The 23,225-nt window shown below is 40.3% G+C and carries 20 protein-coding genes; 14 read left to right on the plus strand and 6 right to left on the minus strand.

Annotated features, from left to right (window positions below; all coding sequences use genetic code 11):
* Nucleotides 1-41: 41 nt before the first annotated feature.
* The 5 genes from ACJJVZ_RS13335 (at nt 42) to ACJJVZ_RS13355 (ending at nt 5,040) form a co-directional block, all read left to right on the plus strand.
* A complete protein-coding gene (locus ACJJVZ_RS13335; protein ID WP_405601141.1) occupies nt 42-1,352 on the plus strand; it encodes a DUF5690 family protein in 1,311 nt (436 codons plus the stop codon).
* A gap of 8 nt (nt 1,353-1,360) precedes the next feature.
* Nucleotides 1,361-2,170 (plus strand): phosphonoacetaldehyde hydrolase, encoded by an 810-nt coding sequence (phnX, locus tag ACJJVZ_RS13340; RefSeq protein ID WP_405601143.1) that lies wholly within the window; start codon nt 1,361-1,363, stop codon nt 2,168-2,170.
* A complete protein-coding gene (locus ACJJVZ_RS13345) occupies nt 2,170-3,570 on the plus strand; it encodes an FAD-dependent oxidoreductase (RefSeq protein WP_405601146.1) in 1,401 nt (466 codons plus the stop codon). The genes phnX and ACJJVZ_RS13345 overlap by 1 nt, the downstream gene beginning before the upstream one ends.
* A 6-nt stretch (nt 3,571-3,576) precedes the next feature.
* Nucleotides 3,577-4,203 carry an HD domain-containing protein gene (locus tag ACJJVZ_RS13350; protein ID WP_405601148.1) on the plus strand — a complete coding sequence of 209 codons (627 nt, stop codon included), beginning with the start codon at nt 3,577-3,579 and terminating at the stop codon, nt 4,201-4,203.
* A gap of 150 nt (nt 4,204-4,353) precedes the next feature.
* Nucleotides 4,354-5,040, plus strand: coding sequence for a GntR family transcriptional regulator (locus ACJJVZ_RS13355; RefSeq protein ID WP_405601151.1), 687 nt, complete (start codon nt 4,354-4,356; stop codon nt 5,038-5,040).
* Nucleotides 5,041-5,075: 35 nt separating this feature from the next.
* Here the strand turns inward: ACJJVZ_RS13355 and phnW are convergent, their stop codons facing one another.
* The 4 genes from phnW to ACJJVZ_RS13375 form a co-directional block, all read right to left on the minus strand.
* Nucleotides 5,076-6,179, minus strand: a complete 1,104-nt coding sequence (gene phnW, locus ACJJVZ_RS13360; RefSeq protein WP_405601153.1) for a 2-aminoethylphosphonate--pyruvate transaminase — start codon at nt 6,177-6,179, stop codon at nt 5,076-5,078.
* 142 nt (nt 6,180-6,321) lie between these two features.
* Entirely contained in the window at nt 6,322-9,357 is a 3,036-nt protein-coding gene (locus tag ACJJVZ_RS13365) for a TonB-dependent siderophore receptor (RefSeq protein ID WP_193155633.1), read from the minus strand.
* Between the two features lie 9 nt (nt 9,358-9,366).
* Entirely contained in the window at nt 9,367-10,446 is a 1,080-nt protein-coding gene (locus tag ACJJVZ_RS13370) for a FecR family protein (RefSeq protein ID WP_405601157.1), read from the minus strand.
* Nucleotides 10,443-11,018 (minus strand): sigma-70 family RNA polymerase sigma factor, encoded by a 576-nt coding sequence (locus ACJJVZ_RS13375; RefSeq protein ID WP_138584893.1) that lies wholly within the window; start codon nt 11,016-11,018, stop codon nt 10,443-10,445. Before ACJJVZ_RS13375 ends, ACJJVZ_RS13370 begins: the two co-directional genes overlap by 4 nt.
* Nucleotides 11,019-11,125: 107 nt before the next feature.
* On the opposite strand from ACJJVZ_RS13375, the gene ACJJVZ_RS13380 reads away from it, so the two are divergent.
* Nucleotides 11,126-11,635 (plus strand): DUF2937 family protein, encoded by a 510-nt coding sequence (locus tag ACJJVZ_RS13380; protein ID WP_405601159.1) that lies wholly within the window; start codon nt 11,126-11,128, stop codon nt 11,633-11,635.
* On the opposite strand, the gene ACJJVZ_RS13385 is transcribed toward ACJJVZ_RS13380, so the two are convergent.
* Nucleotides 11,621-12,508: a LysR family transcriptional regulator gene (locus ACJJVZ_RS13385; RefSeq protein WP_405601161.1), complete on the minus strand. Its 888-nt coding sequence runs from the start codon at nt 12,506-12,508 to the stop codon at nt 11,621-11,623. The genes ACJJVZ_RS13380 and ACJJVZ_RS13385 overlap by 15 nt on opposite strands.
* 122 nt (nt 12,509-12,630) lie before the next feature.
* On the opposite strand from ACJJVZ_RS13385, the gene ACJJVZ_RS13390 reads away from it, so the two are divergent.
* The 8 genes from ACJJVZ_RS13390 (at nt 12,631) to ACJJVZ_RS13425 (ending at nt 21,695) form a co-directional block, all read left to right on the plus strand.
* Complete coding sequence (locus tag ACJJVZ_RS13390) at nt 12,631-13,281, plus strand: peroxiredoxin-like family protein (RefSeq protein ID WP_405601163.1); 651 nt, start codon at nt 12,631-12,633, stop codon at nt 13,279-13,281.
* A complete protein-coding gene (locus ACJJVZ_RS13395) occupies nt 13,281-14,042 on the plus strand; it encodes a haloacid dehalogenase type II (RefSeq protein ID WP_405601165.1) in 762 nt (253 codons plus the stop codon). The genes ACJJVZ_RS13390 and ACJJVZ_RS13395 overlap by 1 nt, the downstream gene beginning before the upstream one ends.
* 220 nt (nt 14,043-14,262) lie before the next feature.
* Nucleotides 14,263-14,871 (plus strand): PilZ domain-containing protein, encoded by a 609-nt coding sequence (locus ACJJVZ_RS13400; RefSeq protein ID WP_138586393.1) that lies wholly within the window; start codon nt 14,263-14,265, stop codon nt 14,869-14,871.
* A gap of 57 nt (nt 14,872-14,928) precedes the next feature.
* Nucleotides 14,929-15,984, plus strand: coding sequence for an agmatine/peptidylarginine deiminase (locus ACJJVZ_RS13405; RefSeq protein ID WP_405601167.1), 1,056 nt, complete (start codon nt 14,929-14,931; stop codon nt 15,982-15,984).
* Entirely contained in the window at nt 15,981-16,874 is an 894-nt protein-coding gene (locus tag ACJJVZ_RS13410; protein ID WP_405601170.1) for a carbon-nitrogen hydrolase, read from the plus strand. Before ACJJVZ_RS13405 ends, ACJJVZ_RS13410 begins: the two co-directional genes overlap by 4 nt.
* A gap of 71 nt (nt 16,875-16,945) precedes the next feature.
* Nucleotides 16,946-20,419: a transcription-repair coupling factor gene (gene mfd, locus ACJJVZ_RS13415; RefSeq protein ID WP_405601173.1), complete on the plus strand. Its 3,474-nt coding sequence runs from the start codon at nt 16,946-16,948 to the stop codon at nt 20,417-20,419.
* Nucleotides 20,419-21,255 (plus strand): peptidoglycan binding protein CsiV, encoded by an 837-nt coding sequence (locus ACJJVZ_RS13420; RefSeq protein WP_405601174.1) that lies wholly within the window; start codon nt 20,419-20,421, stop codon nt 21,253-21,255. Before mfd ends, ACJJVZ_RS13420 begins: the two co-directional genes overlap by 1 nt.
* A gap of 188 nt (nt 21,256-21,443) precedes the next feature.
* Complete coding sequence (locus ACJJVZ_RS13425) at nt 21,444-21,695, plus strand: DUF3862 domain-containing protein (RefSeq protein ID WP_193155640.1); 252 nt, start codon at nt 21,444-21,446, stop codon at nt 21,693-21,695.
* 50 nt (nt 21,696-21,745) lie between these two features.
* Here ACJJVZ_RS13425 and ACJJVZ_RS13430 read toward each other — a convergent pair whose 3' ends face one another.
* Complete coding sequence (locus tag ACJJVZ_RS13430) at nt 21,746-23,098, minus strand: hypothetical protein (RefSeq protein WP_077538295.1); 1,353 nt, start codon at nt 23,096-23,098, stop codon at nt 21,746-21,748.
* Nucleotides 23,099-23,225: the final 127 nt, after the last annotated feature.

Consider the following 23,225-nt stretch of genomic DNA (forward strand, 5'->3'; position numbering starts at 1 on the left):
TTTTATGTTGTGCGGGGCTATGCCCCGCAAAGGACTGCTTTATGTTTACTCAACCACAATGGCTAAAACGTGCTCACGGTATTGGCTTTGTTTTATTCGCCGCCAGCTCTGCGTTTATGACTTACTTTTGTATGTACGCTTTTCGAAAGCCCTTTACTGCAAATAGTTACACCGAGTTTGACGATCCTAGCTGGCAAGTCAGCTTTAAAATAGCTTTAATTCTTTCACAAGTTTTAGGCTATCTATGCGCTAAGTTTATAGGCGTTAAGGTCATTGCAGAAATGCGTCACCAGCAACGCGGTCTAGCGATCATTGCCATGATCGCGGGTGCCGAATTATCGCTGATTTTATTTGCCATCACACCGGTTGGTTTTAATATTGTCTGGCTGTTTTTTAACGGTTTATCGCTTGGCATGATTTGGGGAATTGTGTTTAGTTTTTTAGAAGGCAGGCGCACCTCTGAAATTCTTGGTGCGGTGCTCAGTGTTACCTTTATTCTCGCCTCTGGTTTAGTCAGAAGTGTTGGCAAATGGCTAATTGATACTTTAAATGTGCCTGAACTGTGGATGCCTGCTGCAACCGGCGCGCTTTTTTTGCCGATACTATTACTGAGTGTTAAATGTTTAACATTATTACCCGATCCAACCTTGGCAGATCAGCAAGCCCGTCAACAGCGCTTACCTATGGATGCCAAAGCACGCTGGCAGTTTTTTAAACGTTATTGGTTTGGTATCAGCGCTTTGATATTGAGCTTTTTACTCTTTACAGGCTTTCGTGATTTTCGTGACAACTTTGCAGCAGAAATATGGCAAGCACTGGGGTACGGGCAAGAGCCTGCTATTTTTGCTTATGCGGGGATCCGTATGGCACTCATCGTACTAATCGCTTTGGGCGCAATGGTACTGGTGAAAAATAATAAAACCGCATTTTACGTTAATCATGCATTTATATTATTTGGCGCTTGCTTACTTATAAGCAGCACTTTGGCTTTTGAAAGTCAATTACTTAGCGCCAAAGCCTGGATGGTGTTACTCGGTGCAGGCCTTTATATTAGCTACATTCCCTATAACTGCTTCTTATTTGATCGAATGATTTCGGCCGTTGGTTCAACAGCTAACGCAGGGTTTTTAATATATCTAGCCGACTCTGCTGGCTATTTAGGCTCTGTGGGCATTTTACTCTATCGCACCTTTGTAATGCCTGAAATCAGTTGGCTGAACTTCTTTATTACGGCCAGTTATTGGGTCGGCACTGTGGCTGGGTTTTTAGTTCTGTGCTCGTTAAGTTACTTTTCAATTCGTTTATCTACACAAAAAACACCTTCGCCAACATTGGCCTCTATAAATATTTAAGGAACATTATGACAAAGTTAGAAGCACTCATTTTAGATTGGGCCGGCACGGTTGTTGATCATGGCTCAGTTGCTCCAACCACCATTTTTGTTGAAGCATTTAAAACCGCGTTTAATTTCGAAATCAGTTTACAAGAAGCGCGCATTCCAATGGGTATGGGTAAATGGGATCACATCGCAACATTAGGATCACTTGCCGATATTAAAGCGCGTTGGCAAACACAGTTTGGTGCGCCTATGAGTAATGACCAAATTGATCATATTTACGAGACTTTTATGCCATTACAAAAAGCCAAAGTCGCTGAGCGAGCAATGCCAATTGCAGGGGTATTACCGGTGTTAAATCGCTTAAAGCAACAAGGTTTGAAAATAGGCAGTTGCTCAGGTTATCCTCGCCAAGTTATGGATATATTAGAAGTTGCGGCGGCTGAATATGGTTATAAACCCGATCACAGCGTGGGCAGCGATGAATTATCAGCGGGATCTCGCCCTGGTCCTTGGATGGCCCTTGAAAATGTAAATGTATTGGGGATCAGCAATGTCGCACATTGCGTTAAAGTCGACGACTCAGCACCTGGTCTTGCAGAAGGCTTAAACGCCGGAATGTGGACAGTCGGCGTTGCATTAACAGGCAATGCAGTGGGCCTAACAGAGTCACAATGGCAAGCATGTTCACAAACCGAACAAGATGAACTTACTCGTACAGCCTACCAACAACTTTATTACAGTGGCGCACATTACGTGATTGATTCACTCGCTGATATTGAGCCTATTCTTATGCAAATTGAAGCAAGACTTGCACGTGGAGAGCGCCCTTAATGACATATCAACCTTTTTGGTTTGATAGCGCTATAAATGAGGAGGCCGCTGCGCCTTTTCATTTATTATCCCAAGGGCACCACACTGATGTGTGCATTATTGGTGGCGGGTTCACCGGCCTTTGGACTGCAATTAATATTAAACAACAACACCCTACAAAAAAAGTAACCATTATTGAGCAAGGATTATGCGGCCAAGGCGCATCTGGGCGAAATGGCGGCGCAATGCTAACCTGGTCAACAAAGCTTCCTAGCCTAATTAAGCTCGTTGGTTTAGATAACGCGCTATTTTTAGTTAAGCAATCTGAACTAGCCGTGCATGAAATAAGCGCATTCACAAAAGAACAAGGTATTGACTGTGACTGCAGAATTGACGGATGTTTTTATACCGCCTCTAACCGTGCACAACTGGGCTTGCTTGATAACGCTTTGAATTGTTTAGATCAATTTAAACTCAACTCTTGGCAAAAGTGCACTGCTGAGCAACTATTACAAACAGGCTCAAAACAAAATTTGCATGCTCATTTTTCTGCTCATGGCGGCAGTATCCAACCAGCAAAATTAGTCAGAGGGCTTAAGCGTGTTGCCCAACAAATGGGGGTTGATGTTATTGAGCATTGTCGTTATAAACAGCACCATGGGCATGAGCCAATAAATGTCACCACCAATCAAGGGGCATTAGTTTGTAATACCCTTATCTTTGCTGTTAATGCGTGGCTACCCACTTTACAAAGCCAGTTTTCCCGCTCAGTCGTCTTGGTTTCAAGTGACATGATCATCACCAAACCAATACCTGATGTGCTCGAGCAGCTCAAGTTAAACCATGGTAGTGCAATTATTGATTCTCGCACTTTTGTTAACTATTACCGCAGCACCTCAGATGGGCGTTTAATGCTTGGCAAAGGTGGAAATTTTTTCAGTTATGGTAATAAAGTACACCCCAAATTTGACCAACCAAGTCACTATAAAAAATTACTTAATAGCTCATTGGCTCATTTTTTCAAAGGGCATGAACTGCCTATCGAACGCACATGGACTGGGCCATCTGACAGAAGTGCCACTGGCTTTCCTTTTTTCGGGCATTTAAACGCACATCCGCACGTGCTTTATGCAGGTGGTTATTCTGGTAATGGTATTGTTCAGTCTTATTTAGGCGCAAAAATACTCTCAGCTATGGTGCTTAATAATAATCCACAATGGCAACACTGCGGATTAGTAAATCAGCCGCTTAAGCAATTCCCAATAGAGCCTATTCGTACCGCTGGCGCCTATATTGTGCGTAATGCTATTCGCCGTAAAGAGTTGGCTGAAGATTTAAACTTGCAACCGCATAAAATCGACTGCTACTTAGCTAAACTCAGCGGTAGTGCAGCAAAAGTTGACACGCAATCACTCAGGTAATATACAATGTCTAAACAAAATTTTCCTGCCATTGCTTCAGCAGTAGCAGAAATTAGTTTTTTATATCTCACTTACGGTAATATTCACTACGATGAAGCCTGTTCGCAGTTTGCTCACGGTGCACAATGTGCCTCATTAGCGCAACGCCAAGGTCACAAGGATGATATTGTGATTGCCGCATTTTTACATGATATTGGCCACTTAATTGCACAGCACCAGCAAAAATCAGATATGAATCAACAAGGCTATATTCATCATAGCCAGCTTGGAGCTGATTTTTTAAAAGCTCACAATTTTAGCCATGCAGTGGTCCGGATGGTGCAATATCATGTGCAGGCCAAGCGTTATTTGGTGTCAACTTCAAAGTGCTATCGTGCTTTACTGTCAACCGCAAGTCGCAAAACACTACAGCAACAAGGAAATGGATTAACAAAAAATCAGCAACAGGTTTTTGAAAACCAACCTGACTTTGAAGATTTACTTACATTACGTCATCTCGATGATGCAGGTAAAGATCCAGACATGGTTACATCAGCTCTGTCATACTGGTTACAAAAAATTGAGCTGCACTTAAAGCACGTTAGTGCATACGCAAAAAATTTAACCTCGAAAGATAAACTGACCCTAAACTAAGCAGGCAAATAATTAACCTAAATTTTGGTTAAGATATTTATTAACATACTGATTTAATCATATAAACTGAATGCTATAAGCGTTAACAGTGGTCGTTTGAGATGGGCTAATTATTCACACCTCAAGTCAATGAACGGTAAACATAAAACTATGCTTTTATTTCAAGAAATTCGCAATTATATCCTCACCCTACTCCAGCAAGACGAAATTGCTACGGGCAGTAAGCTGCCCTCAGAGCGGGCTTTACAAGAGCACTTCAATTCTACACGTATTACTGTGCGTGAAGCATTGATCCGATTAGAAGCAGAAGGATTAATTTATAGTCAAAAACGAAAAGGCTGGTTTGTCACTCCACATAAACTAAAATGGCATCCCGCAACAAAAGTTAACTTCTACGAACTTGCTAAGCAGCAAGGCTTCACAGCACAAACACGTTTAGTGAGTGTGAACAAAATTGATAACATTAATTTTACCGATATCTTTAGCGCACAGAGTCTATATCATCTACAGCGTGTGCGTAGCTTGGACAATCGTGCAGTTATGTTTGAAGACATTTTTTGTGATGCACAGCGCTTTGACGGTCTTAATAAGCATTCGTTAAATAGCTCAATTACCGAGATCATGGCCAAACAATATGCAACAAATGTAGTAAAAGAACAGAGCATTATTTGCGTAACGGTGCTTCCTGACGATGTCTGCGAGATGCTTGAAAAAAACAGTGGTACACCATGCTTAAAAGTAGTGCGTCAACGTTTTGATGAGCAACAAAAATTGGTTGATCATAATATTGAATATTGGTTACACAATGCGATTGAAATGATTGTCGAAGGCCAATAAAAGCGATACTTCTAGTATCGCTTTTATTGCTCAATTTATACTGTATCTTGCCAATAAAGATTACTTGCTACGGCGTCAAGCAAGCGATTCATATCAGCTGCAAATACGTGGCCAATGTTACCAATACGAAAGCAATCCGCATCCGACACTTTACCCGGATAAATCACAAACCCTTGGTTTTTTAGTGCATTATAAAACGTTTTAAAGTCGTAATCCTGTCCTGTTGGTGATAAAAACGAGGTAATAATCGGTGAATGCACTGACGTATTTAATAAAGGAGAAAAACCAAGCTTTTTCATTCCCGTGACAAGAATATGCTGGTTTTCCTTGTAACGTTTATAACGCTCCGTGATCCCTCCCTCTTCTTCAAGTTCGACTAATGCCTGATAAAAAGCCCGTACGACATGAGTTGGTGAAGTAAAACGCCACTTACCATTGTTTTTCTCCATACAGTGCCACTGTGCAAAGAGATCTAAAGAAAGGGAACGTGAAACGCCTTCGCTTTGCGCTATAAGATGGTGTTTGCAAATCACAAAACCAAAACCTGGTACACCTTGAATACATTTATTTGCCGAGCTAATCATCACATCAACATGCCAATCAGCCAAATCGAAAGGGATCCCGCCAAAACTGCTCATTGCATCTAAAACAAACACCTTGTTATACGTTTTGGCCAACTGCCCCACAGCTTCGGCTGGATTTAACATACCCGTGGTTGTTTCGCAGTGAACCATTGCTATATGCGTAATGTCAGAGTCGTTTAGTAAAACAGCTTCAATATCAGCTACATTCGGTAGTTGGGTTTCGGTGTAATTGATAATGTGTGTGTTAATATTCAAATAGGCAGCAATCTCGCCTATTCGCTCACCATATGCCCCATTATTAATAACCAACAATTTATCACTGCTTTTTATTAAGCTACCAAGAGCAGACTCTACACTCGCTGTTCCGCTGCCTTGCATTAGCACACTGGTGTAACCTGGATGTGCCGTAGCAAGTGCCACCAACTTAGCTCTAATTGCCTGAACTACACCTTGGTTATATTCATCGTCCCATGTACACCAATCCTTTAGCATCGCTTTTTTTACTGTATCAGAAGTACTTAGCGGCCCTGGGGTTAGTAATAAATAATCATTCATAGTTATTCCACTCAATCTGGTCTAGTCCAGACAGTATTGAAGATTTTAACTTGAAAAAACAGTGAAATTTTTATGACAGATCAAAGCAAAAAAAGGGCCTTTCGGCCCTTAGGTTGTTAAATAACAAAGGGAGAGTTATTTATTAAAAACGGTATTCTGCGCCGATATAGTAATAAGCACCATTAAAGCCAAATGGCGCTGAACGGCGTGAGTACTCAAATACACCAGGGCTACTTACAATAGTATTACCATTTGCATCGACAATGGTGCCTGAGCGTGAATTACCAATTTTGTTTTTGTCAGGATAGACATCAAACAAATTGTTAGCACCAATGTTGACAGATAGGTCTTCTGTAACAAAGTAATTCACTTTAATATCAGTCAAAATTTCTGCTGAATACGTTTGACTGCCGCCATCTTCAACCGTGTATTCACCAAAGCGATTAAGCGATAAATTAACCGTCCAGTCATCGCGTTGATAAAGCGCACTTAAGTTAATACGATCCTCTGGTTGCCATTCTTCGATGATTGAAATTTCTTGATCTGAGAATACATCTTCAACCGGCACAGTTTCTAAACCTGAACCTGCTGGTGTAAATAACGACACAACGTCAGTTTTAGTAAAGTTAGCAGCAAGTGTAAAATCAAGTGTGCCGCCTAAACCTTCTGTATTCCATGTTGCTACAAAATCGATACCACGCGTTTCAGTATCAGCACCATTTAAGAAAAACTGACCCGCACCTGCACCAGAGCTAACTAGTGCGGCATCTAAGCTAGAAGAAAGCCCTTTGCCTAGACGATTACTGATAACAATACGATCGTCAATATCTATCGAGTAGTAATCAACCGTCACGTTAATGTTATCTGTTACGTTATACACAATACCTAAACTGCGATTTTGAGATTTTTCTTCTGTCAGTTTTGGAATACCTAAACTTTGCGCAAGTGTTGAATCATTTCTGAATGTCCCCACTTCTTCAGCAACCAATGTACCATTTGGACCGACAACAAACTGCGTGCTAATATTATTAAAGTATAACTGTTGCATAGACGGGGCTCTAAAGCCTGAGCTTAATGCACCGCGTAATGAAATATCCTCAGTAACTGACCAGTTACCCGCTAGTTTAAAGTTAACAGTATCACCAAAGCCTTTGTAGTTATCGTAGCGAAGTGCGCCCGATAAAATGACATCGTCTATTACATATGCCTCAGCGTCTATGTAGAATGAAATGACATCACGCGACTCATCAACAGATGAAGCGGGAGATGAACCACCAAAACCTTGCGTGCCGCCAGATGCGTTTTCGCTCCCTACACCACCACTTAACCCGTCGTAAATACTTACCCCGTTATTTGTATCGTAATCGCGGTATGCGTATTCATTACCTTCTAAAATACGGTATTCGTCAGTTCGAATTTCAGCACCCATCGCTAAAGAGTAATCATCAAAGTTTTGCGTAAAATCAAGATTGATGGTTTGCAGTGATAATTCCATACCATAGGCATATGCTTCACGAGGGATTGTTGTACGAATATCTGCAGCACTTAACCCTTGGTCATAACGTAAAAAGTTAGCGTATGAAGCATTGATTGTGTCACTTGTTGTGTAATCAATACTGTTTTCACCGTACGTGTAAGATAAGTCTAGGCTTGCATCATTATCAAATTGTGTTTTGTAACCAAAGTTATAGGAAATATCATCGATAGTGGTGTTTATTTTTGGTAAGAAACCTAACGGAATTGTCGCATCGTTATCTTGTAGTACTGGGTTACCACCCGCATTTGCATTATGACGGAAAAACGCAGCCGATTCGTTATCACGCGTCGAGTAAGTAATAAAACCATAAAGCTCGCCATCACCTAACTCATAACCTGTATTAATTGTTAAACCAAACTGTTGAGAGTCGGCATCACCAATTCTAAATGTATCTCTGTCTGCGCTCACTTCACGCGGATCACCAGCCAATAAAGTACCGTCACTTAGCTCTGTACAACCGTAGAATTGGCAAGAGCCATGTAAACCAGCACGATTAGTGGGCGAACGGTCGCGGTAATTAATTGTTGCATTTAAATAACCGTCATCGCCAAGCGCAAAGCCTTTATTAAAATCAACATTAATCGTTTCGCCATCACCTTCTGAATACTGACCATAATTGATAGCCGCTTTACCGCCTTCGCTACCATCTTTAAGAACAATATTAATAACACCGGCAATTGCATCAGAGCCATATTGAGCCGCAGCGCCATCACGCAGTACTTCAATGCGTTTAATAGCAGAGGCTGGAATTGCATTCATATCAGTCCCCGCAGTACCACGTCCTACTGATGTATTGATATGAATAATACTTGCTTGGTGGCGACGTTTACCGTTGATCAACACGAGTGTTTGATCTGGACCCAAACCACGCAGTGTGGCAGGTCTTAATGCATCGGTACCATCACTAATTGACGAGCTTGAAAAGTTAAATGAAGGGGCAATAGACTGTAACATACGGCCAACTTCGGTTTGGCCTGTGTTTTCAAGCGCTTCAGCACTTAAAATATCTACTGGAACGGGTAAATCTTCAACTGAACGCCCTGCTACGCGGCTACCGACAATAGCAATTTTTTCAATTTTTTCTTGAGCAACTTCTTGTGCTGCATTGACACCTTGTGAATTTACCGCAAGTAACGCGGGTAATATGGCTGCACTGACCGCTGAAAGCTTCATCATGTTGTTATCATTCCTGTTGATTTGTTTGAGTTTTATACTCAGTAATCCATTTTGATCAACAACCGCATCGAGCTCAGTTCCACCTAGCAATGCTGCTAATGCATCTAGCTGGGTATAAAATCCATATACTGAATTTGCATCATATTGCTTTGCCAACTCATAAGAAAACACCACGGTTTGCTCGGTTTGCTTAGCAAATTCAATTAAGGCTTTGTCTGCTCGCTGCGCTTTTATATCAAATTGCACCATTTGCCCAGTGGTTTGAGTTGTGGCTTGCACACTGATACTAAAAATCGCGGGGGCAAGCACACTTAAACCACCCAATAAATGCGTATGGTTACTGCGCAACTTATATAAACAACTGACAAACAAAAATCCTCTATGGCTTTGTTTCTTTTTTTTAATATTTTTTTTACGTGTGATCTCTATAGATGCAACTTTATCTAACATATGTTTGATTTGCATAGCTGCTACTTATGATTTTGTCTGGTATTTAAGACTTACCACATGCTCGCCTAAACGTTCATGGTCAATTGAAAAGTTAGTTTGTAAGCTCTCAAGTAAGCCGGCTACGTCGCCAGCTCTAAATACGCCTGCCACTTTAATTTTAGCAAGCTCTGCAGACGATAATTCAAAGCGCGTAGCAGTATAGCGACTCACCTCGTTTAAAGCGTCACCTAATTGCTCCCCGTTAAAAATTAACATCCCATTTTGCCATGCTAAGTCACGTTGTACATCATCTACAGAAAGCTGCGTTATTGGTTTTGTTATACTTTGTTCAATAACCGCTTTTTCGCCAGAAGTAACAATATTAGCATTAATTTGACGAATTTTTTGTGTGCTGTTGTCAGCAAGTTGGTACGCTTTAAAGTCGTTAGCATCAACCGCGACACTTGGATCGGTGATCATCACTTTGCCTTCGGTAACCACGAGCTCTAAATCTGATGAAGTATTGCGTTGTACATTAAATACCGTGCCTAACGCAGTAAAGCTCTTATCACCCGCCATAACACTAAATGGACGCGATACATCTTTTGCCACGTTAAAACGCCCTTCCCCCTTATTGAGTAATAATTGCCTGCGCCCTTTGCTATAAGCAACTTCTAACATACTGTTCGTATTTAACTGCACAATAGTCCCATCGGGTAAGACATAGGTTGCTTGTTCGCCCACTTTAGTTTGATAAATTTTAGTGTAATTGACTTTAGCTAACTCTTTATCAAAGTCATTTTCTAAATTAACCAATAAATAGCTGCAAACCATTAACGCTGCAAATAAACTTGCCGCAATAGAATATGGAACAACCCACTTGCTTTTAGAGTGGTTAGCACTGTTGTGTTGAGGGAATAAAATACTTAATTCATTTAACACAGAAAGTTCATCCCACAATTGGGCAATTTCGTATACTGCGTCTTGATGCGCGACACTTTGCAGCATCCACAGCTTAAATTGTTCTTTTTCTTCATTGCTAAGCCCACGATCAATAGCACTTACCCATGTACAGGCTTTTTCTAAAATTACGTTTTTTGAAGTAAATGGATGCACATTGCTCATTTTGCAACTCTCTGTGTTGACAACGGTTGCAATGAAGCTGGCGTAGTGTTGTTTTGTGAATTAATATTTTGGTCATGCTCTCGCATATACAATAGGGTTTGTAATAATCCCTTTGCTATATGCTTTTCCACCGTACTTTGGCTTAGCTGCATGTTTTCTGCTATTTCTTTTTGGCTCATACCGTATACTTTTTTTAATATAAAGCATTTACGAATCGAGGCACTAAGCTGTTCTGTGGCTCTACAAAAAAGTAAAAAGCGCTCTTTAGAGGTGTATTCATCCTCAAGCTGCATTGATTTAAGCAACATGGGCAATTCGCTGTTTTGCTCTAAAGATTCGTTAAATTTGTTATCCCACTTAGCAATATGATTAAGTGCTAAATGCTTTGCTGTTTTAAGCATGTAACTGCGGGTAAATTGAATATCTTGTTTTAAATCGGCTTCGTAGCTTTTTATAAACGTTTCTTGCACAATGTCTTCTACGTCATCGGGCTGAACTATACGAGAAACAAAACGCTTAAGTTGACTTGAAATATCAACAAATGTTGACGTAAACGTTACTTTTTTCGTCATCCTTAACATCCACCTGTTGTTATTTTTATTACTAGTAGATTACGAGTTTTGAGCATAAAAACAAGCAAAATGTTAACTTTGGGTTATTTATATGGATAGAAAGATAAATGAGTAAATTTTTAGATTATATTCGATTAAGCTTTTTTGCCTGCGGCTTGCTTTTAGGTGTGCAAATTCCTGCATTTGTAAGCGACTTTGGACAGGCCCTAAATGCACAACTCATTGAAGCCAATAAAGCAATTGCACCATTTAAAAATGATGCCGCACAGTACTTTAACAATGACTTAGAGAAACTAATCAAGCACTATCAAAATTTAGATGATGATATTGTCGGTAAAGGTGCAAACAATATTGATACACTCAATACTCGCCAGCAAACATTGCAAACTGCCGTTAATGCATTTTCAAAGTCGCCCTATTTATTTACACTCACCAGTAATTTAAGTGATATAAAACAACAAGTATGGCAGCGTTTTGAAGGACAAATTATTTTAAAGCAGGACTCAATTACAGCCGCTGTAATTGCAGCCATTATTATAGCCCTACTCGCAGAGCTTAGTGGTTATCTAGTTTTAACAGGAATAAAACGCGCGTACCTGCGATTATTTACAGCTTAAAAATAGCGATTTCATAAAATCATAAAATACATCGGTTTTGCGAGTGGTTAAACTATTTTGCGGCCGTAAAAACCACACTGGCGCGTCACTTTGCGCCATCACACCCGCCATTATTTCAACTAAAGTGCCATTTTTAAGCTCCTCGCTAATGGCTATTTTTGATTTAATTGCAATGCCATGTCCTGCAATAGCAGCTTGAGTCATGTTGTCTGAGTTTGAAATAGTAAAACGAGTTTTAGCATTAAAAGTATGTATTTTTTTGTGTTCGTCAAACAGTTTTAATTGCCGTTGCCACGGCAAACACACCCAATAATGTTCGCTCAACTGCATTAAATTTTTAGGCATACCGTGTTTTTCTATATAACTCGGCGCTGCGCAAAGTATTCGGCTATTATTTACTATTTTTCGCGACAGCAATCCTGAGTCATTTAACTGCCCTACCCGAATCGCCACGTCTTGCGCGTCATCAACCACATTTACAAAATGATCGGTTATTAAAAAATCAAGTTTTAGCTCAGGATAAGCCTGCTCTAACTCATTAAGTTTAGGCATTACATATTTTGAAAAAACCCAAGGTGGCATAGTCACGCGTAATAAACCGCTCACTGATGAACTTCGTGCACCGATACTATGCTCTGCGTCCTGCAGTGCTTCTATTATGGCGCCAACTCGGGTGTAAAATATTTCTCCTGCGGGAGATAATCGTATTCGTCGGCTATCTCTAAAAACAAGCACGGTAGCAAGTTCGCGCTCTAATTTACTCAAGCGATGGCTTACCGTTGCAGGTGATAAACGTTGCTCGCGCGCAGCAGCAAGTACCCCTTTGTTTTCAACCACAGCTATAAATGTTTCTAAATCACTTAAGTTATACATAAAGGTGCCATTGAGCATTTTTCAATGTTTAATATTTTCGAATGAAGCTTTCACTTTTGCAATGTTTATTTAAATAACTAAAACACTATACTGTCATACAGTTTAATTATTGAGGTTCAATCATGAGTTTAAAAGCGCAAATAGATGCCTACAACATCCAAAAAGAGGCCAAATTACCGGCTGATATTTTGGCATTAATGAACACCACAAACGAAGAGCTTATAGCACAGCATATTAAAGACAATGCGTTGCAAACTGGCCAAAAAGTAGAGAACTTCAGCTTAGTAAATCATAAAGGCGAAAACGTTAAACTTGCGGATTTACTACAAAAAGGCCCTGTCATTATTAGCTTTTATCGAGGTGGTTGGTGTCCGTATTGTAATTTAGAGCTAAAGGCACTTAACGATTACTTACCGCAATTTAAAACTCAAAGCGCTCAATTAGTGGCTATATCACCACAGTTGCCTGATGAAACTCTCTCTACGGCTCAAAAAAACGATCTCGAATTTGATGTACTTTCAGATGTTAGTAATGAAGTAGCTGAGCAATTTGGTTTGTTGTTTACACTCGATGAGCGTATTCAAAGGTTATATACCGAGTTTGGCATTGATTTTGAACACTACTATGGCGATAAAAGCTTTAAATTGCCGCTACCTGCCACTTATGTAATTAATCAAGCGGGTATTATTACTTATGCCTTTTTAAATGAAGATTACACATTACGTGCAGAACCTATTGATGTTATGGCAGCACTTGAGTTGGAGAACAATTAATGTCTATTTTAAAGTCGTTAAAAACGCTTACGCTTTCACTTCTTGTTGGTACAAGCCTTATCTCTGGTTATGCGGTTGCTCAGCAAGCACCAGCAAAGCCTAAAGTGCTTATTTTTGATGTAAACGAAACCCTACTTGATTTGACGTCAATGCGTACATCAATAGGTAAAGCACTAGGCGGACGTGAAGATTTATTACCACTGTGGTTCTCTACCATGCTACACCATTCACTGGTAGACACAGTAAGCGGTAACTATCACGACTTTGGACAAATCGGGGTAGCGTCGCTACTTATGGTTGCCCAAAACAACAATATTGATATTACCAGTGAACAAGCTAAAACAGCCATTGTTACGCCACTTTTGACCCTTCCTCCCCATAGCGATGTTAAAGAAGGACTGGCGAAACTAAGAGCTCAGGGCTATAAATTAGTAAGTCTTACAAATTCTTCAAACAAAGGTGTTAAGGCACAGTTTGAAAGTGCTGGTTTAATGTCGTACTTTGACGCACGTTACAGTATTGAAGATATTAAAATTTATAAACCAGACTTACGTGCTTATGAGTGGGTACTTAAAAAGCTAAATGTAGCACCCAATGAAGCAATGATGATAGCAGCGCACGGCTGGGATGTTGCTGGTGCAAAAGAAGCTGGCTTACAAACCACGTTCATTGCACGCCCTGGCAAAGCCCTTTATCCATTAGCTAAAAAACCTGACCACGTTGTGAAAGATTTACATGAATTAGCCGCTCTACTTAAATAAGTATGCGCTAATAAATCAATACCCAAGCGGTCAATGTCAGGATGATATTGGCCGCTTTTTTATAACTAACCCTAAATATGTCTTAGCGTATTTATTTCATAATCAGTATGTTAAAAAATTGAATGCAAACAAAGTATTTAGCTCGTTAAGCGTTACTTTATCTGCTAGCAATTTAGTACTCACAACGCTACTATTAAATAAATACGTGGTGGAGAAGATAATGAATAGTGAAAGATTAGGTGAATTTGAGCAGTACTTTCAAATAAATGAAAGTATAAGAGTGAATCTATTCGCTGTATCGAATGATGAAGTGCCTCAATCGCAACTTGAATTAGAAGACGACATACCCCCACTATTTAGACTCGCTAACGAAGTCAGTGAACTTGAACAAAGCTCTTTACGCCCACTGCGTAACTTAGGCGATATAGCACAAGAGCTAGCTACTTTTTTGCAGGCGCAGTCACGTAAAATTGATTTAATAATGAGCCATATTTTAGCCTCAGAGCAAGCACAAGATAACGCTATACAATGTGATAGCTACGGCGGTGGCGGTATCCGTTTTACCTCACCAGATGTACACCCTATTGGTCAAGCATTTAGAACTAAGCTCTTTTTACATCACGAAGCCTCGGCTGTTTATTGTTACACCGAAGTGGTTGCCATAGAAAAGCAAGAGAGTGAGCATTATCAATACACCATGCTATTTACTGCCATTAGAGCAACCGATCAAGAGCTTATTGTTAGAGCGAGTTTACATGCGCAGACTCGTCAGCTTAAAAAACGCCAAGAACCCGAACCAAACCAAGCCGACCTAAACAGTGATAATTAGCTGACATCTTTATGTAAAATGCTAAACTAGCGTCATCTTAATTAGTATATAAAATTCATGAACTTTAGACTTTTACCAGAATGGGCCGAGCAAGACGCCGTTATGCTCACGTGGCCTCACAAAAACACCGATTGGGCCGACAACTTAGCACGTGTAGAACCTGTTTATACTGAACTTGCTAAGCACATAACAACGCAGCAACAGCTTGTTATTGTGGCGCATGACAGCGCCTTAAAAATGCATATTACAGCACTGCTAAATAGCGCTAATATCGCTCTAAATCGTGTTCATTTTGTAGTAACGCCTACCAATGATACGTGGGCACGCGATCATGGTCCGCTCACTTGTGGCGCTATTGATACGCCAGGGCAACTAAAAGTATATGATTTTACTTTTAATGGTTGGGGCAATAAGTTTGAAAGCACATTAGACAATCAAATAAACCGTACATTGGTAAAAGAATTAAGTAGTTCAAAAAACCAATATCAAGCACTCGATATGGTACTTGAAGGCGGTGGTATTGAGATAAACGAACACGGTGTATTACTAACAACCAGTGAGTGTTTGCTCAATAAAAACCGTAACCCAGATTTAAACCCAAGTGATATTGAAGCACTTTTAAAAGAGCACTTGGGCGCGACACGTTTTTTATGGGTTGATCATGGCTATTTAGCGGGCGATGACACCGACAGCCACATTGATACGCTCGTGCGTTTTGCACCAAATAATACCCTTGTCTATGTGCAGTGCGATGATAAAACTGATGAACACTTTAGCGCACTTGATGCAATGGAAAAACAACTGCAAACCTTTAAAACGGCCGATAACACCCCATATAACTTAATTGAGTTACCGTGGCCAAAAGCCTCTTATGACGATGAGCAAACACGTTTACCGGCTACCTACGCTAACTACTTAATTATTAATAATGCGGTACTTGTGCCAACGTATAATGATGCCAATGATGAACGTGCTCTTGCTCAAGTTCAAAAAGCATACCCTGAGCACATTATTATTGGCGTAAATTGCCAACCTATTATTGAGCAATTTGGCAGCCTGCACTGTATTACAATGCAATTACCTCGTGGATTTTTAGCTGGAGCAGCACAATGACAAGCCCTGCAAAGTTAACCGTTGCGTTAGTGCAACAAAGCAATACCGATAACGCTCAGCACAATATAGCAAAATCAATGAATGCCATTCGTGAAGCCGCTCAAAAAGGTGCAAAACTGGTTGTACTTCAAGAGCTACACCGAAGCCTCTATTTTTGCCAAACCGAAAATGTTGACGTATTTGATTTAGCCGAAACTATTCCAGGTCCTAGCAGTAATGCCTTAGGTGAGCTTGCTAAAGAGCTAAGTATTGTAATTGTCGCTTCTTTATTTGAAAAACGTGCAACGGGCCTTTATCACAACACCGCAGTTGTATTAGAGCAAGACGGCAGCATTGCGGGTAAATACCGCAAAATGCATATTCCTGATGACCCTGGTTTTTACGAAAAATTTTACTTTACCCCAGGTGATATCGGTTTTGAGCCTATTCAAACCTCGGTCGGTAAATTAGGCGTGCTAGTATGTTGGGATCAATGGTTTCCTGAAGCGGCACGTTTAATGGCAATGGCTGGCGCTGAGATATTAATTTACCCAACCGCTATTGGTTGGGATCCTAACGACGACATTGCTGAGCAAACCCGTCAAAAAGATGCGTGGGTTATTAGCCAGCGTGCTCATGCGGTTGCCAACGGTGTACCGGTAATTAGCTGTAACCGCGTTGGCCATGAAAGTGACCCAAGCGCGCAAAGCGATGGTATTGCGTTTTGGGGCAATTCGTTCATTGCAGGCCCACAAGGTGAATTATTAGCAGAGGCTAATAATACTGATGAGCAAATTTTAGTAGTAGAAATTGATCAAAAACGCTCAGAAAACGTAAGACGTATCTGGCCGTTCTTGCGTGACCGACGAATTGATCACTATAAAGACCTAACAAAAATATACCGAGACTAAGTCACCTGAACTCTGGGTAACAAATATAATGGCTCTTACTTGCTAAGAGCCAACTATAAATGGAGTAATAAATGGCGTTTGAGCAATGGGCAGCCTTGCCTTGGGTAAAATCTCATAAAGATAAAATTCAATGGGGCCAGCTAAGCGGAAGTGGTTTAAGTATTGCCATTGCTGAAGGCGTTAAACAACAAGACAACTTAGTTTTGATTGTTACGCCTGATACACCAAGCGCACTGCGCCTTGAAACAGAGTTAGAGTATTTATTACCCGATAATCCGGTAATGGTATTTCCTGATTGGGAAACTCTGCCATACGATCATTTCTCTCCCCATCAAGATATTATTTCAGCCCGTTTAGCCACTTTAAACACCTTAAAAAAAGAACAACAAAGTGTGTTAATTGTGCCCGTATCTACCTTAATGTTGCGCACTGCACCCGCCTCGTTTATTTACGGCTCAACAATAAATTTTAAAGTCGGCGACAAGCTAGACACGCACAATTTTCGTGATAATTTAGAGCAAGCCGGTTATTTAAATGTTCAACAAGTAATGGAGCATGGCGAATACGCTATACGCGGCTCTATTGTTGATTTGTACCCTATGGGTAGCCCGCACCCATTTAGACTCGATTTTTTTGATGACGAACTCGACACCATTCGTTTATTTGATGTAGAAACGCAGCGTTCTGATGAAAAAGTAGATAAAATTGAGCTACTTCCAGCACATGAGTTTCCAACTAACGACGCTGATATTGAACGTTTTAGAATAAGCTACCGTGAAAAATTTGGCGCAAGTTCGCAGCAAGATTCTGTATACATGCAAGTGAGTAAAGGTAACTGGCCTGCCGGTATTGAATACTACATGCCGTTGTTTTTTGAAAAGCTAGCGACTATTTTTGACTATCTGCCAGATACAACAACTGTTATGCAACTAGGTGATTTAGAGCATGCGGCAGATAACTTTTGGCACGATGTAAATGTACGTTATGAAAACCGCAGAGTTGACCCACTTCGCCCATTACTAGAACCCAATGCGCTTTATCAGCCTATTGAAGAGCTGTTTTCTAATTTAGGCAACTTTGCACGTATTCGTTTATCGCTTGCAAAGCTTGGTACTAAAGCGGGCAATAAAAACTTAAGCGTTTGCGAGCTGCCTGCTATTCGAATTGATCATAAACAGCATGAACCTTATGCTGCGTTTATAAATTATGTAGCAGAGCAAAAAAAGAAAAAAGGCCGCATATTACTCAGTGTTGAATCCGATGGTCGTCGCGAATCATTACTGAGCATTCTAAAACCAAGCGGTTTAAAATTTAAAGAATTTGAAACACTCGAACAATTTACAAAAAGCCCGAGTGATGTAGGCTTAATAGTAAGCCCGCTTGAACAAAGTGTAGTACTTGGCACTAAACCAAGCCTTTCTATTATTACCGAGCAAGAACTGCTGGGTATAAAAGTATCTCAGCGCAGACGCCGCAAACATAAATACGAAGCCAGCCAAGATGCGCTAATTCGTAATTTAGCCGAGCTTAAAGAAGGCCAACCTGTTGTGCATCTCGATCATGGTGTTGGCCGTTATCAAGGTTTGCAAACAATTGACGCTGCAGGTGTAGTTACTGAGTTTGTTACGATTACTTACGCAAGTGAAGCTAAATTGTACGTGCCAGTATCTGCATTGCATATGCTTAGTCGTTACTCTGGTGGCGAAGAAGCTAGCGCCCCGCTGCATAAGCTTGGCTCAGATGCTTGGGAAAAAGCAAAAAAACGTGCGGCTGAAAAAGTTCGCGATGTAGCCGCAGAATTACTTGATATTTATGCTCAGCGCCAAGCAAAGCCAGGTAATAAATTTACTCTAGATGCCCCTGCATATCGCCAATTTAGCGATAGCTTCCCGTTTGAAGAAACTGACGATCAGCGCAACGCCATAGAAGCCGTATTAGGTGATATGCAATCGAAACAAGCCATGGATCGCTTAGTGTGTGGTGACGTAGGCTTTGGTAAAACAGAAGTGGCCATGCGTGCTGCTTTTGTAGCGGTTAACGATGACAAACAGGTCGCCATTTTAGTACCAACTACCCTGCTAGCTCAACAGCATTATGAAAACTTTAAAGACCGTTTTGCTGATTTTCCTATTGAAGTTGGTGTGCTTTCACGCTTTAACTCCACTAAAGAACAAAAAGACACGCTTGAGAAAATGGCCAACGGTAAACTCGATATAGTTATTGGCACACATAAACTGATTCAGCAAGACATTAAATTTCACGATTTAGGCTTACTTATTGTTGATGAAGAACATCGCTTTGGGGTGCGTCAAAAAGAGAAAATTAAAGCACTGCGCGCCGATGTAGACATACTTACACTGACTGCAACGCCAATACCGCGTACACTCAACATGGCCATGAGCGGCATGCGCGATTTATCAATTATCGCGACCCCGCCTGCTAAACGCTTAGCGGTAAAAACCTTTGTTCGCCAACGTGATGTAGAACTAATACGCGAAGCGGTACTGCGTGAAATTAAACGCGGTGGCCAAGTTTACTTTTTGCATAACAATGTAGAAACTATTGACCGTGTTGCACAAGAAATTAGTGAATGGGTCCCTGAAGCGAGTGTAACCTCAGCCCATGGTCAAATGCGCGAGCAAGAGCTTGAGCAAATAATGACTGACTTTTATCATCAAAAATACAACGTGTTGGTGTGTACCACGATTATCGAAACCGGTATCGATGTACCTACAGCCAACACCATTATTATGGACAGAGCAGATAAACTCGGCCTTGCACAGTTACACCAATTACGTGGACGAGTTGGCCGAAGTCATCACCAAGCGTATGCTTATTTACTGACGGGCGACCCAAAAGCGCTATCTAAAGATGCAAGTAAACGCTTACAAGCAATCGAATCGTTAGAAGATTTAGGCGCGGGTTTTGCTCTCGCTACACATGATTTAGAAATTCGTGGCGCGGGTGAGTTGCTTGGCGATGATCAATCAGGTCAAATGCAAACCATCGGCTTTAGTTTGTATATGGAAATGCTTGAACAAGCAGTAAATGCGCTACGCGAAGGTAAAGAACCAACACTTGAAAATCTACTAAAAAAACAAACTGAAGTAGATTTGAAACTAGCTGCATTATTACCTGACGACTACATACACGATGTTAATGCACGATTAGGTATGTACAAGCGCGTTGCTAGTTGTGCTAACCTTGACGATATGAATGAGTTACAGGTAGAGCTAATAGACCGCTTTGGTTTATTACCCGATGCCGCTAAAAACTTATTTAGCTTACAACAGCTTAAAATGCAGGCCAGCAATTTAGGGATAACAAAAATTGAAGCTAACCCTAAAGGCGGTTACTTTGAGTTCAGCCAAGATACTAAGGTTAACCCTAGCTTCATCATTGGTTTGATACAAAGTGCACCTAAGGTTTACAAAATGGATGGCGCAAATAAACTGCGCTTTGCAATTAGTGAGGCAAATGCCCGCGAACGCTTAAAAATGGTCACTGCAATGATTGCAGATTTCGAAAAAAAGGTTAGCCATTAATGTTGCTAAAAAAATCGCTGGTTATTTTATGCTGCTTATTTAGCAGCACTGCATTTGCAGAGCGTTGGTTTGAGGTTGAAGTGCTCATATTTAAACAGCGCCCCGCCCCCTACTTGCAAGAAGACTTTAGCCTTAAACATAAAGCTATTGCAGATAAAAATATCCTAGACCTGTTGACTCCACTTTATACAGAGCAAGCTAAACAAGCGTGCATAGATGGTGATGAGCGCTTTCAAACACGTTCATTTACCGATTCATTAGTTGACATTAATCCTCAGTCAAGTGTGTGTGATGAGAGCATTGATTATTTACAAAGTTACGATGAACTCCCTGTGACTCCCCTTGTTGAAACACAAGAAGCAATGGAGCAAACTTACCTTTTATCATCTGAGCAATTGCAATTTAAAACTCAATATGCACAGCTCTCTCGTAAAGGACTAACACCTTTACTGCATACAGGCTGGCGCTTTGAAGGAGCAAGTAAATCACGCTCGCCGAGCATGCATTTAATTGCAGGTCAGCACTTTAAAAATGATCTTAATACAATACCTAGCTATGCTAACCCTGATTTTATTAGCTTGTTAAACGCTCAACCTGCACTGTTTAACGCTCCAGATAAGCCAAACGTTAAATGGGAACTCGATGGTTTATTTAAGATTCATTTACGTCATTATCTCTTTATAACAGCCGATTTTGATATCAGCCAAACACTAGAAAATGGTGATATAGAATCAGCTCGCTTTTCACAATTTAGACGTGTGATCAGTGGCGAAGTGCACTATCTAGATCACCCTCGTATGGGAGTAATAGTGCAAATAAGAAAGTTTAACCATTAACCTTATACCAATTGCATTAAATTAGTGATCTATTATAGGGATAAGAAAACAGCTCAATAACAAAGCTAAAATTATGATACATAGTTGTTCTATATGAATAATTTTTAACGTAGTTAGTGAGTTATTTAATACGCTAGAATGATCATGTTTTTAATAAAATTGGTATTATTCATCTTTAGGAAATAAAAATGAAAAAACTTCTAATTATCGCAACCTTACTTAGCCTTGCAGCGTGTTCAAAAGTAAGTCAAGAAAACTACGAAAAAATTAAAATAGGCATGGATAAAGCCGACGTTGAAACACTATTAGGCAGTGCTGATAACTGCGTAGAAAAAACACTCCATACTAACTGTGTTTGGGGCGACGAAACTAAAAATATAGAAATCACGTTAGTATCCGATAAAGTAACTTTATACAGCAAGCACGGTCTAACTAAATAAGTGTATGCTTATACAAAAAAAGGAGGACAGACTTACATCTGCCCTCTTTTTTATTTTGTAGAATAGATAAGTTCTATATTCACTATTTTACTGCGATTTAGCGTTATTTTATACCGTTGGTAGAGCTTCTTATCTTCTTCAGTTAATATCAGCACCATGTTCAATTGGTAACGCCTTTCTACCGCCTGTTTAGATATTTTATTACTGTCTAAATGATAGAGCTTACCCTCGCCTCGCTTTAAATAACGGGCAAACGGTGCAAGGTTAAAATGTAATGTTTGTTGTAGTGTATCGTAACCTGGTAAAAATTCTTTAGCGCTAACACGCGTTTCACTTGCAAAGTGCAACCACTGCGCGGCTTGTTTATTTTGCTGACGACGTTTTGAAAAAATAGCTTTCACTTCTTTTGGGATTTTTTTAAAGCGCGTATATTCAAGCCAGATAAACTGGCTCGCCACCTTATCTTTAGTAATACTGTTTTTAAAGCTAAATCGCCATTTGGGACGCCCTTGCACGATTGCTCGCCAAATCACCCGTGTAATGTCTTCTTTAAATATTTCCCGTAATCCATAAATAACCCCTAGAATCAAAATAAGTGTTGCGGTTACTTCGGTAAAACTAGAACGTGCATTTAATATCACCACCATCACAAAAGCCATTATAACCGCTGTGACAGTGCCTTTGACCAAACGTTTTAGGTAGCTATTTAGAAAACGAGTTTGTCGCTGTAATATAACGCCATGCTCAATTAAGCGTTGTAACAAGCGCATCTTATTCGTTATTCGGTTAGCATCTTGCATGGTTGTTTCTGAGTTGTAGTTTTTTTCAGCGCGGTACGTATTTTCATTTTTACAAAACTGCAGTAAATCATTACGTTCTTTTGCATAATCGCTGCTACGTGGCCCTTCATCTAAAAGCTTTAAAAAAGATTGCTCAACATGCCAACTTAAATAGTTATCTGCATTGGTAAAAAATGGCAGTAACTTTTCATCATCTGGCGTATACCGACGCAGCTTTTTTAAAAGCCCCTCACTTTGTTCATACACTTCGTTAGCACGTTTATAAAAGTCTTCTGCTTCGTCAATTTTTAAGGCATCTTTTATATCAGCATCGAGTGCTAAACGCACTTGGTAGCAAAATAAATTAAGGTTTTGCCGATAATCTTGCTGCTCGCCTTTGTTTTTACTCACAAAACGGCTTCGTACTAACGGCAAATGTATATTGTTGGCGTTATAGGCTAAATGCGATTTAAAGTGGTTATTAAAATAAGATTCTTCAGAAAGCGTCTGCGGGTTGATCCCCATTTCATTCGGGATCGAAAAGTACAGATCAATACGCTGCTCAGCGCGAGGATTTAGCTCTGGTTCAATGACAAAAGATAAGTTTTCGTCTTGTTTTAACAATCAGTTCTCCTTAGCCGATTTGGTTAATTTTGGGGACTACTCTAACGCTGGAGAAATTGCGCTATATTTTAGAAACTTAAGTGTACTTGCCTACTCAGCTTTGTTCAATAAAAAAGGCCCAGTAAAT

The organism is Pseudoalteromonas sp. Ld19, from assembly GCF_045064135.1.
Classification (GTDB): Bacteria; Pseudomonadota; Gammaproteobacteria; order Enterobacterales; family Alteromonadaceae; genus Pseudoalteromonas; species Pseudoalteromonas aliena.

What these genes read in the sequence shown, in the direction of transcription:
- ACJJVZ_RS13420 (WP_405601174.1), top strand. Translation starts at nt 20,419, where the DNA reads ATGTTGCTAAAAAAATCGCTGGTTATTTTATGCTGCTTATTTAGCAGC.
- ACJJVZ_RS13365 (WP_193155633.1), bottom strand. Translation starts at nt 9,357, where the DNA reads ATGCAAATCAAACATATGTTAGATAAAGTTGCATCTATAGAGATCACA.
- ACJJVZ_RS13370 (WP_405601157.1), bottom strand. Translation starts at nt 10,446, where the DNA reads ATGAGCAATGTGCATCCATTTACTTCAAAAAACGTAATTTTAGAAAAA.
- ACJJVZ_RS13380 (WP_405601159.1), top strand. Translation starts at nt 11,126, where the DNA reads ATGAGTAAATTTTTAGATTATATTCGATTAAGCTTTTTTGCCTGCGGC.
- ACJJVZ_RS13405 (WP_405601167.1), top strand. Translation starts at nt 14,929, where the DNA reads ATGAACTTTAGACTTTTACCAGAATGGGCCGAGCAAGACGCCGTTATG.
- ACJJVZ_RS13345 (WP_405601146.1), top strand. Translation starts at nt 2,170, where the DNA reads ATGACATATCAACCTTTTTGGTTTGATAGCGCTATAAATGAGGAGGCC.
- ACJJVZ_RS13335 (WP_405601141.1), top strand. Translation starts at nt 42, where the DNA reads ATGTTTACTCAACCACAATGGCTAAAACGTGCTCACGGTATTGGCTTT.
- ACJJVZ_RS13375 (WP_138584893.1), bottom strand. Translation starts at nt 11,018, where the DNA reads ATGACGAAAAAAGTAACGTTTACGTCAACATTTGTTGATATTTCAAGT.
- ACJJVZ_RS13350 (WP_405601148.1), top strand. Translation starts at nt 3,577, where the DNA reads ATGTCTAAACAAAATTTTCCTGCCATTGCTTCAGCAGTAGCAGAAATT.
- ACJJVZ_RS13400 (WP_138586393.1), top strand. Translation starts at nt 14,263, where the DNA reads ATGAATAGTGAAAGATTAGGTGAATTTGAGCAGTACTTTCAAATAAAT.
- ACJJVZ_RS13385 (WP_405601161.1), bottom strand. Translation starts at nt 12,508, where the DNA reads ATGTATAACTTAAGTGATTTAGAAACATTTATAGCTGTGGTTGAAAAC.
- phnW (WP_405601153.1), bottom strand. Translation starts at nt 6,179, where the DNA reads ATGAATGATTATTTATTACTAACCCCAGGGCCGCTAAGTACTTCTGAT.
- ACJJVZ_RS13355 (WP_405601151.1), top strand. Translation starts at nt 4,354, where the DNA reads ATGCTTTTATTTCAAGAAATTCGCAATTATATCCTCACCCTACTCCAG.
- ACJJVZ_RS13390 (WP_405601163.1), top strand. Translation starts at nt 12,631, where the DNA reads ATGAGTTTAAAAGCGCAAATAGATGCCTACAACATCCAAAAAGAGGCC.
- ACJJVZ_RS13395 (WP_405601165.1), top strand. Translation starts at nt 13,281, where the DNA reads ATGTCTATTTTAAAGTCGTTAAAAACGCTTACGCTTTCACTTCTTGTT.
- phnX (WP_405601143.1), top strand. Translation starts at nt 1,361, where the DNA reads ATGACAAAGTTAGAAGCACTCATTTTAGATTGGGCCGGCACGGTTGTT.
- ACJJVZ_RS13410 (WP_405601170.1), top strand. Translation starts at nt 15,981, where the DNA reads ATGACAAGCCCTGCAAAGTTAACCGTTGCGTTAGTGCAACAAAGCAAT.
- mfd (WP_405601173.1), top strand. Translation starts at nt 16,946, where the DNA reads ATGGCGTTTGAGCAATGGGCAGCCTTGCCTTGGGTAAAATCTCATAAA.
- ACJJVZ_RS13425 (WP_193155640.1), top strand. Translation starts at nt 21,444, where the DNA reads ATGAAAAAACTTCTAATTATCGCAACCTTACTTAGCCTTGCAGCGTGT.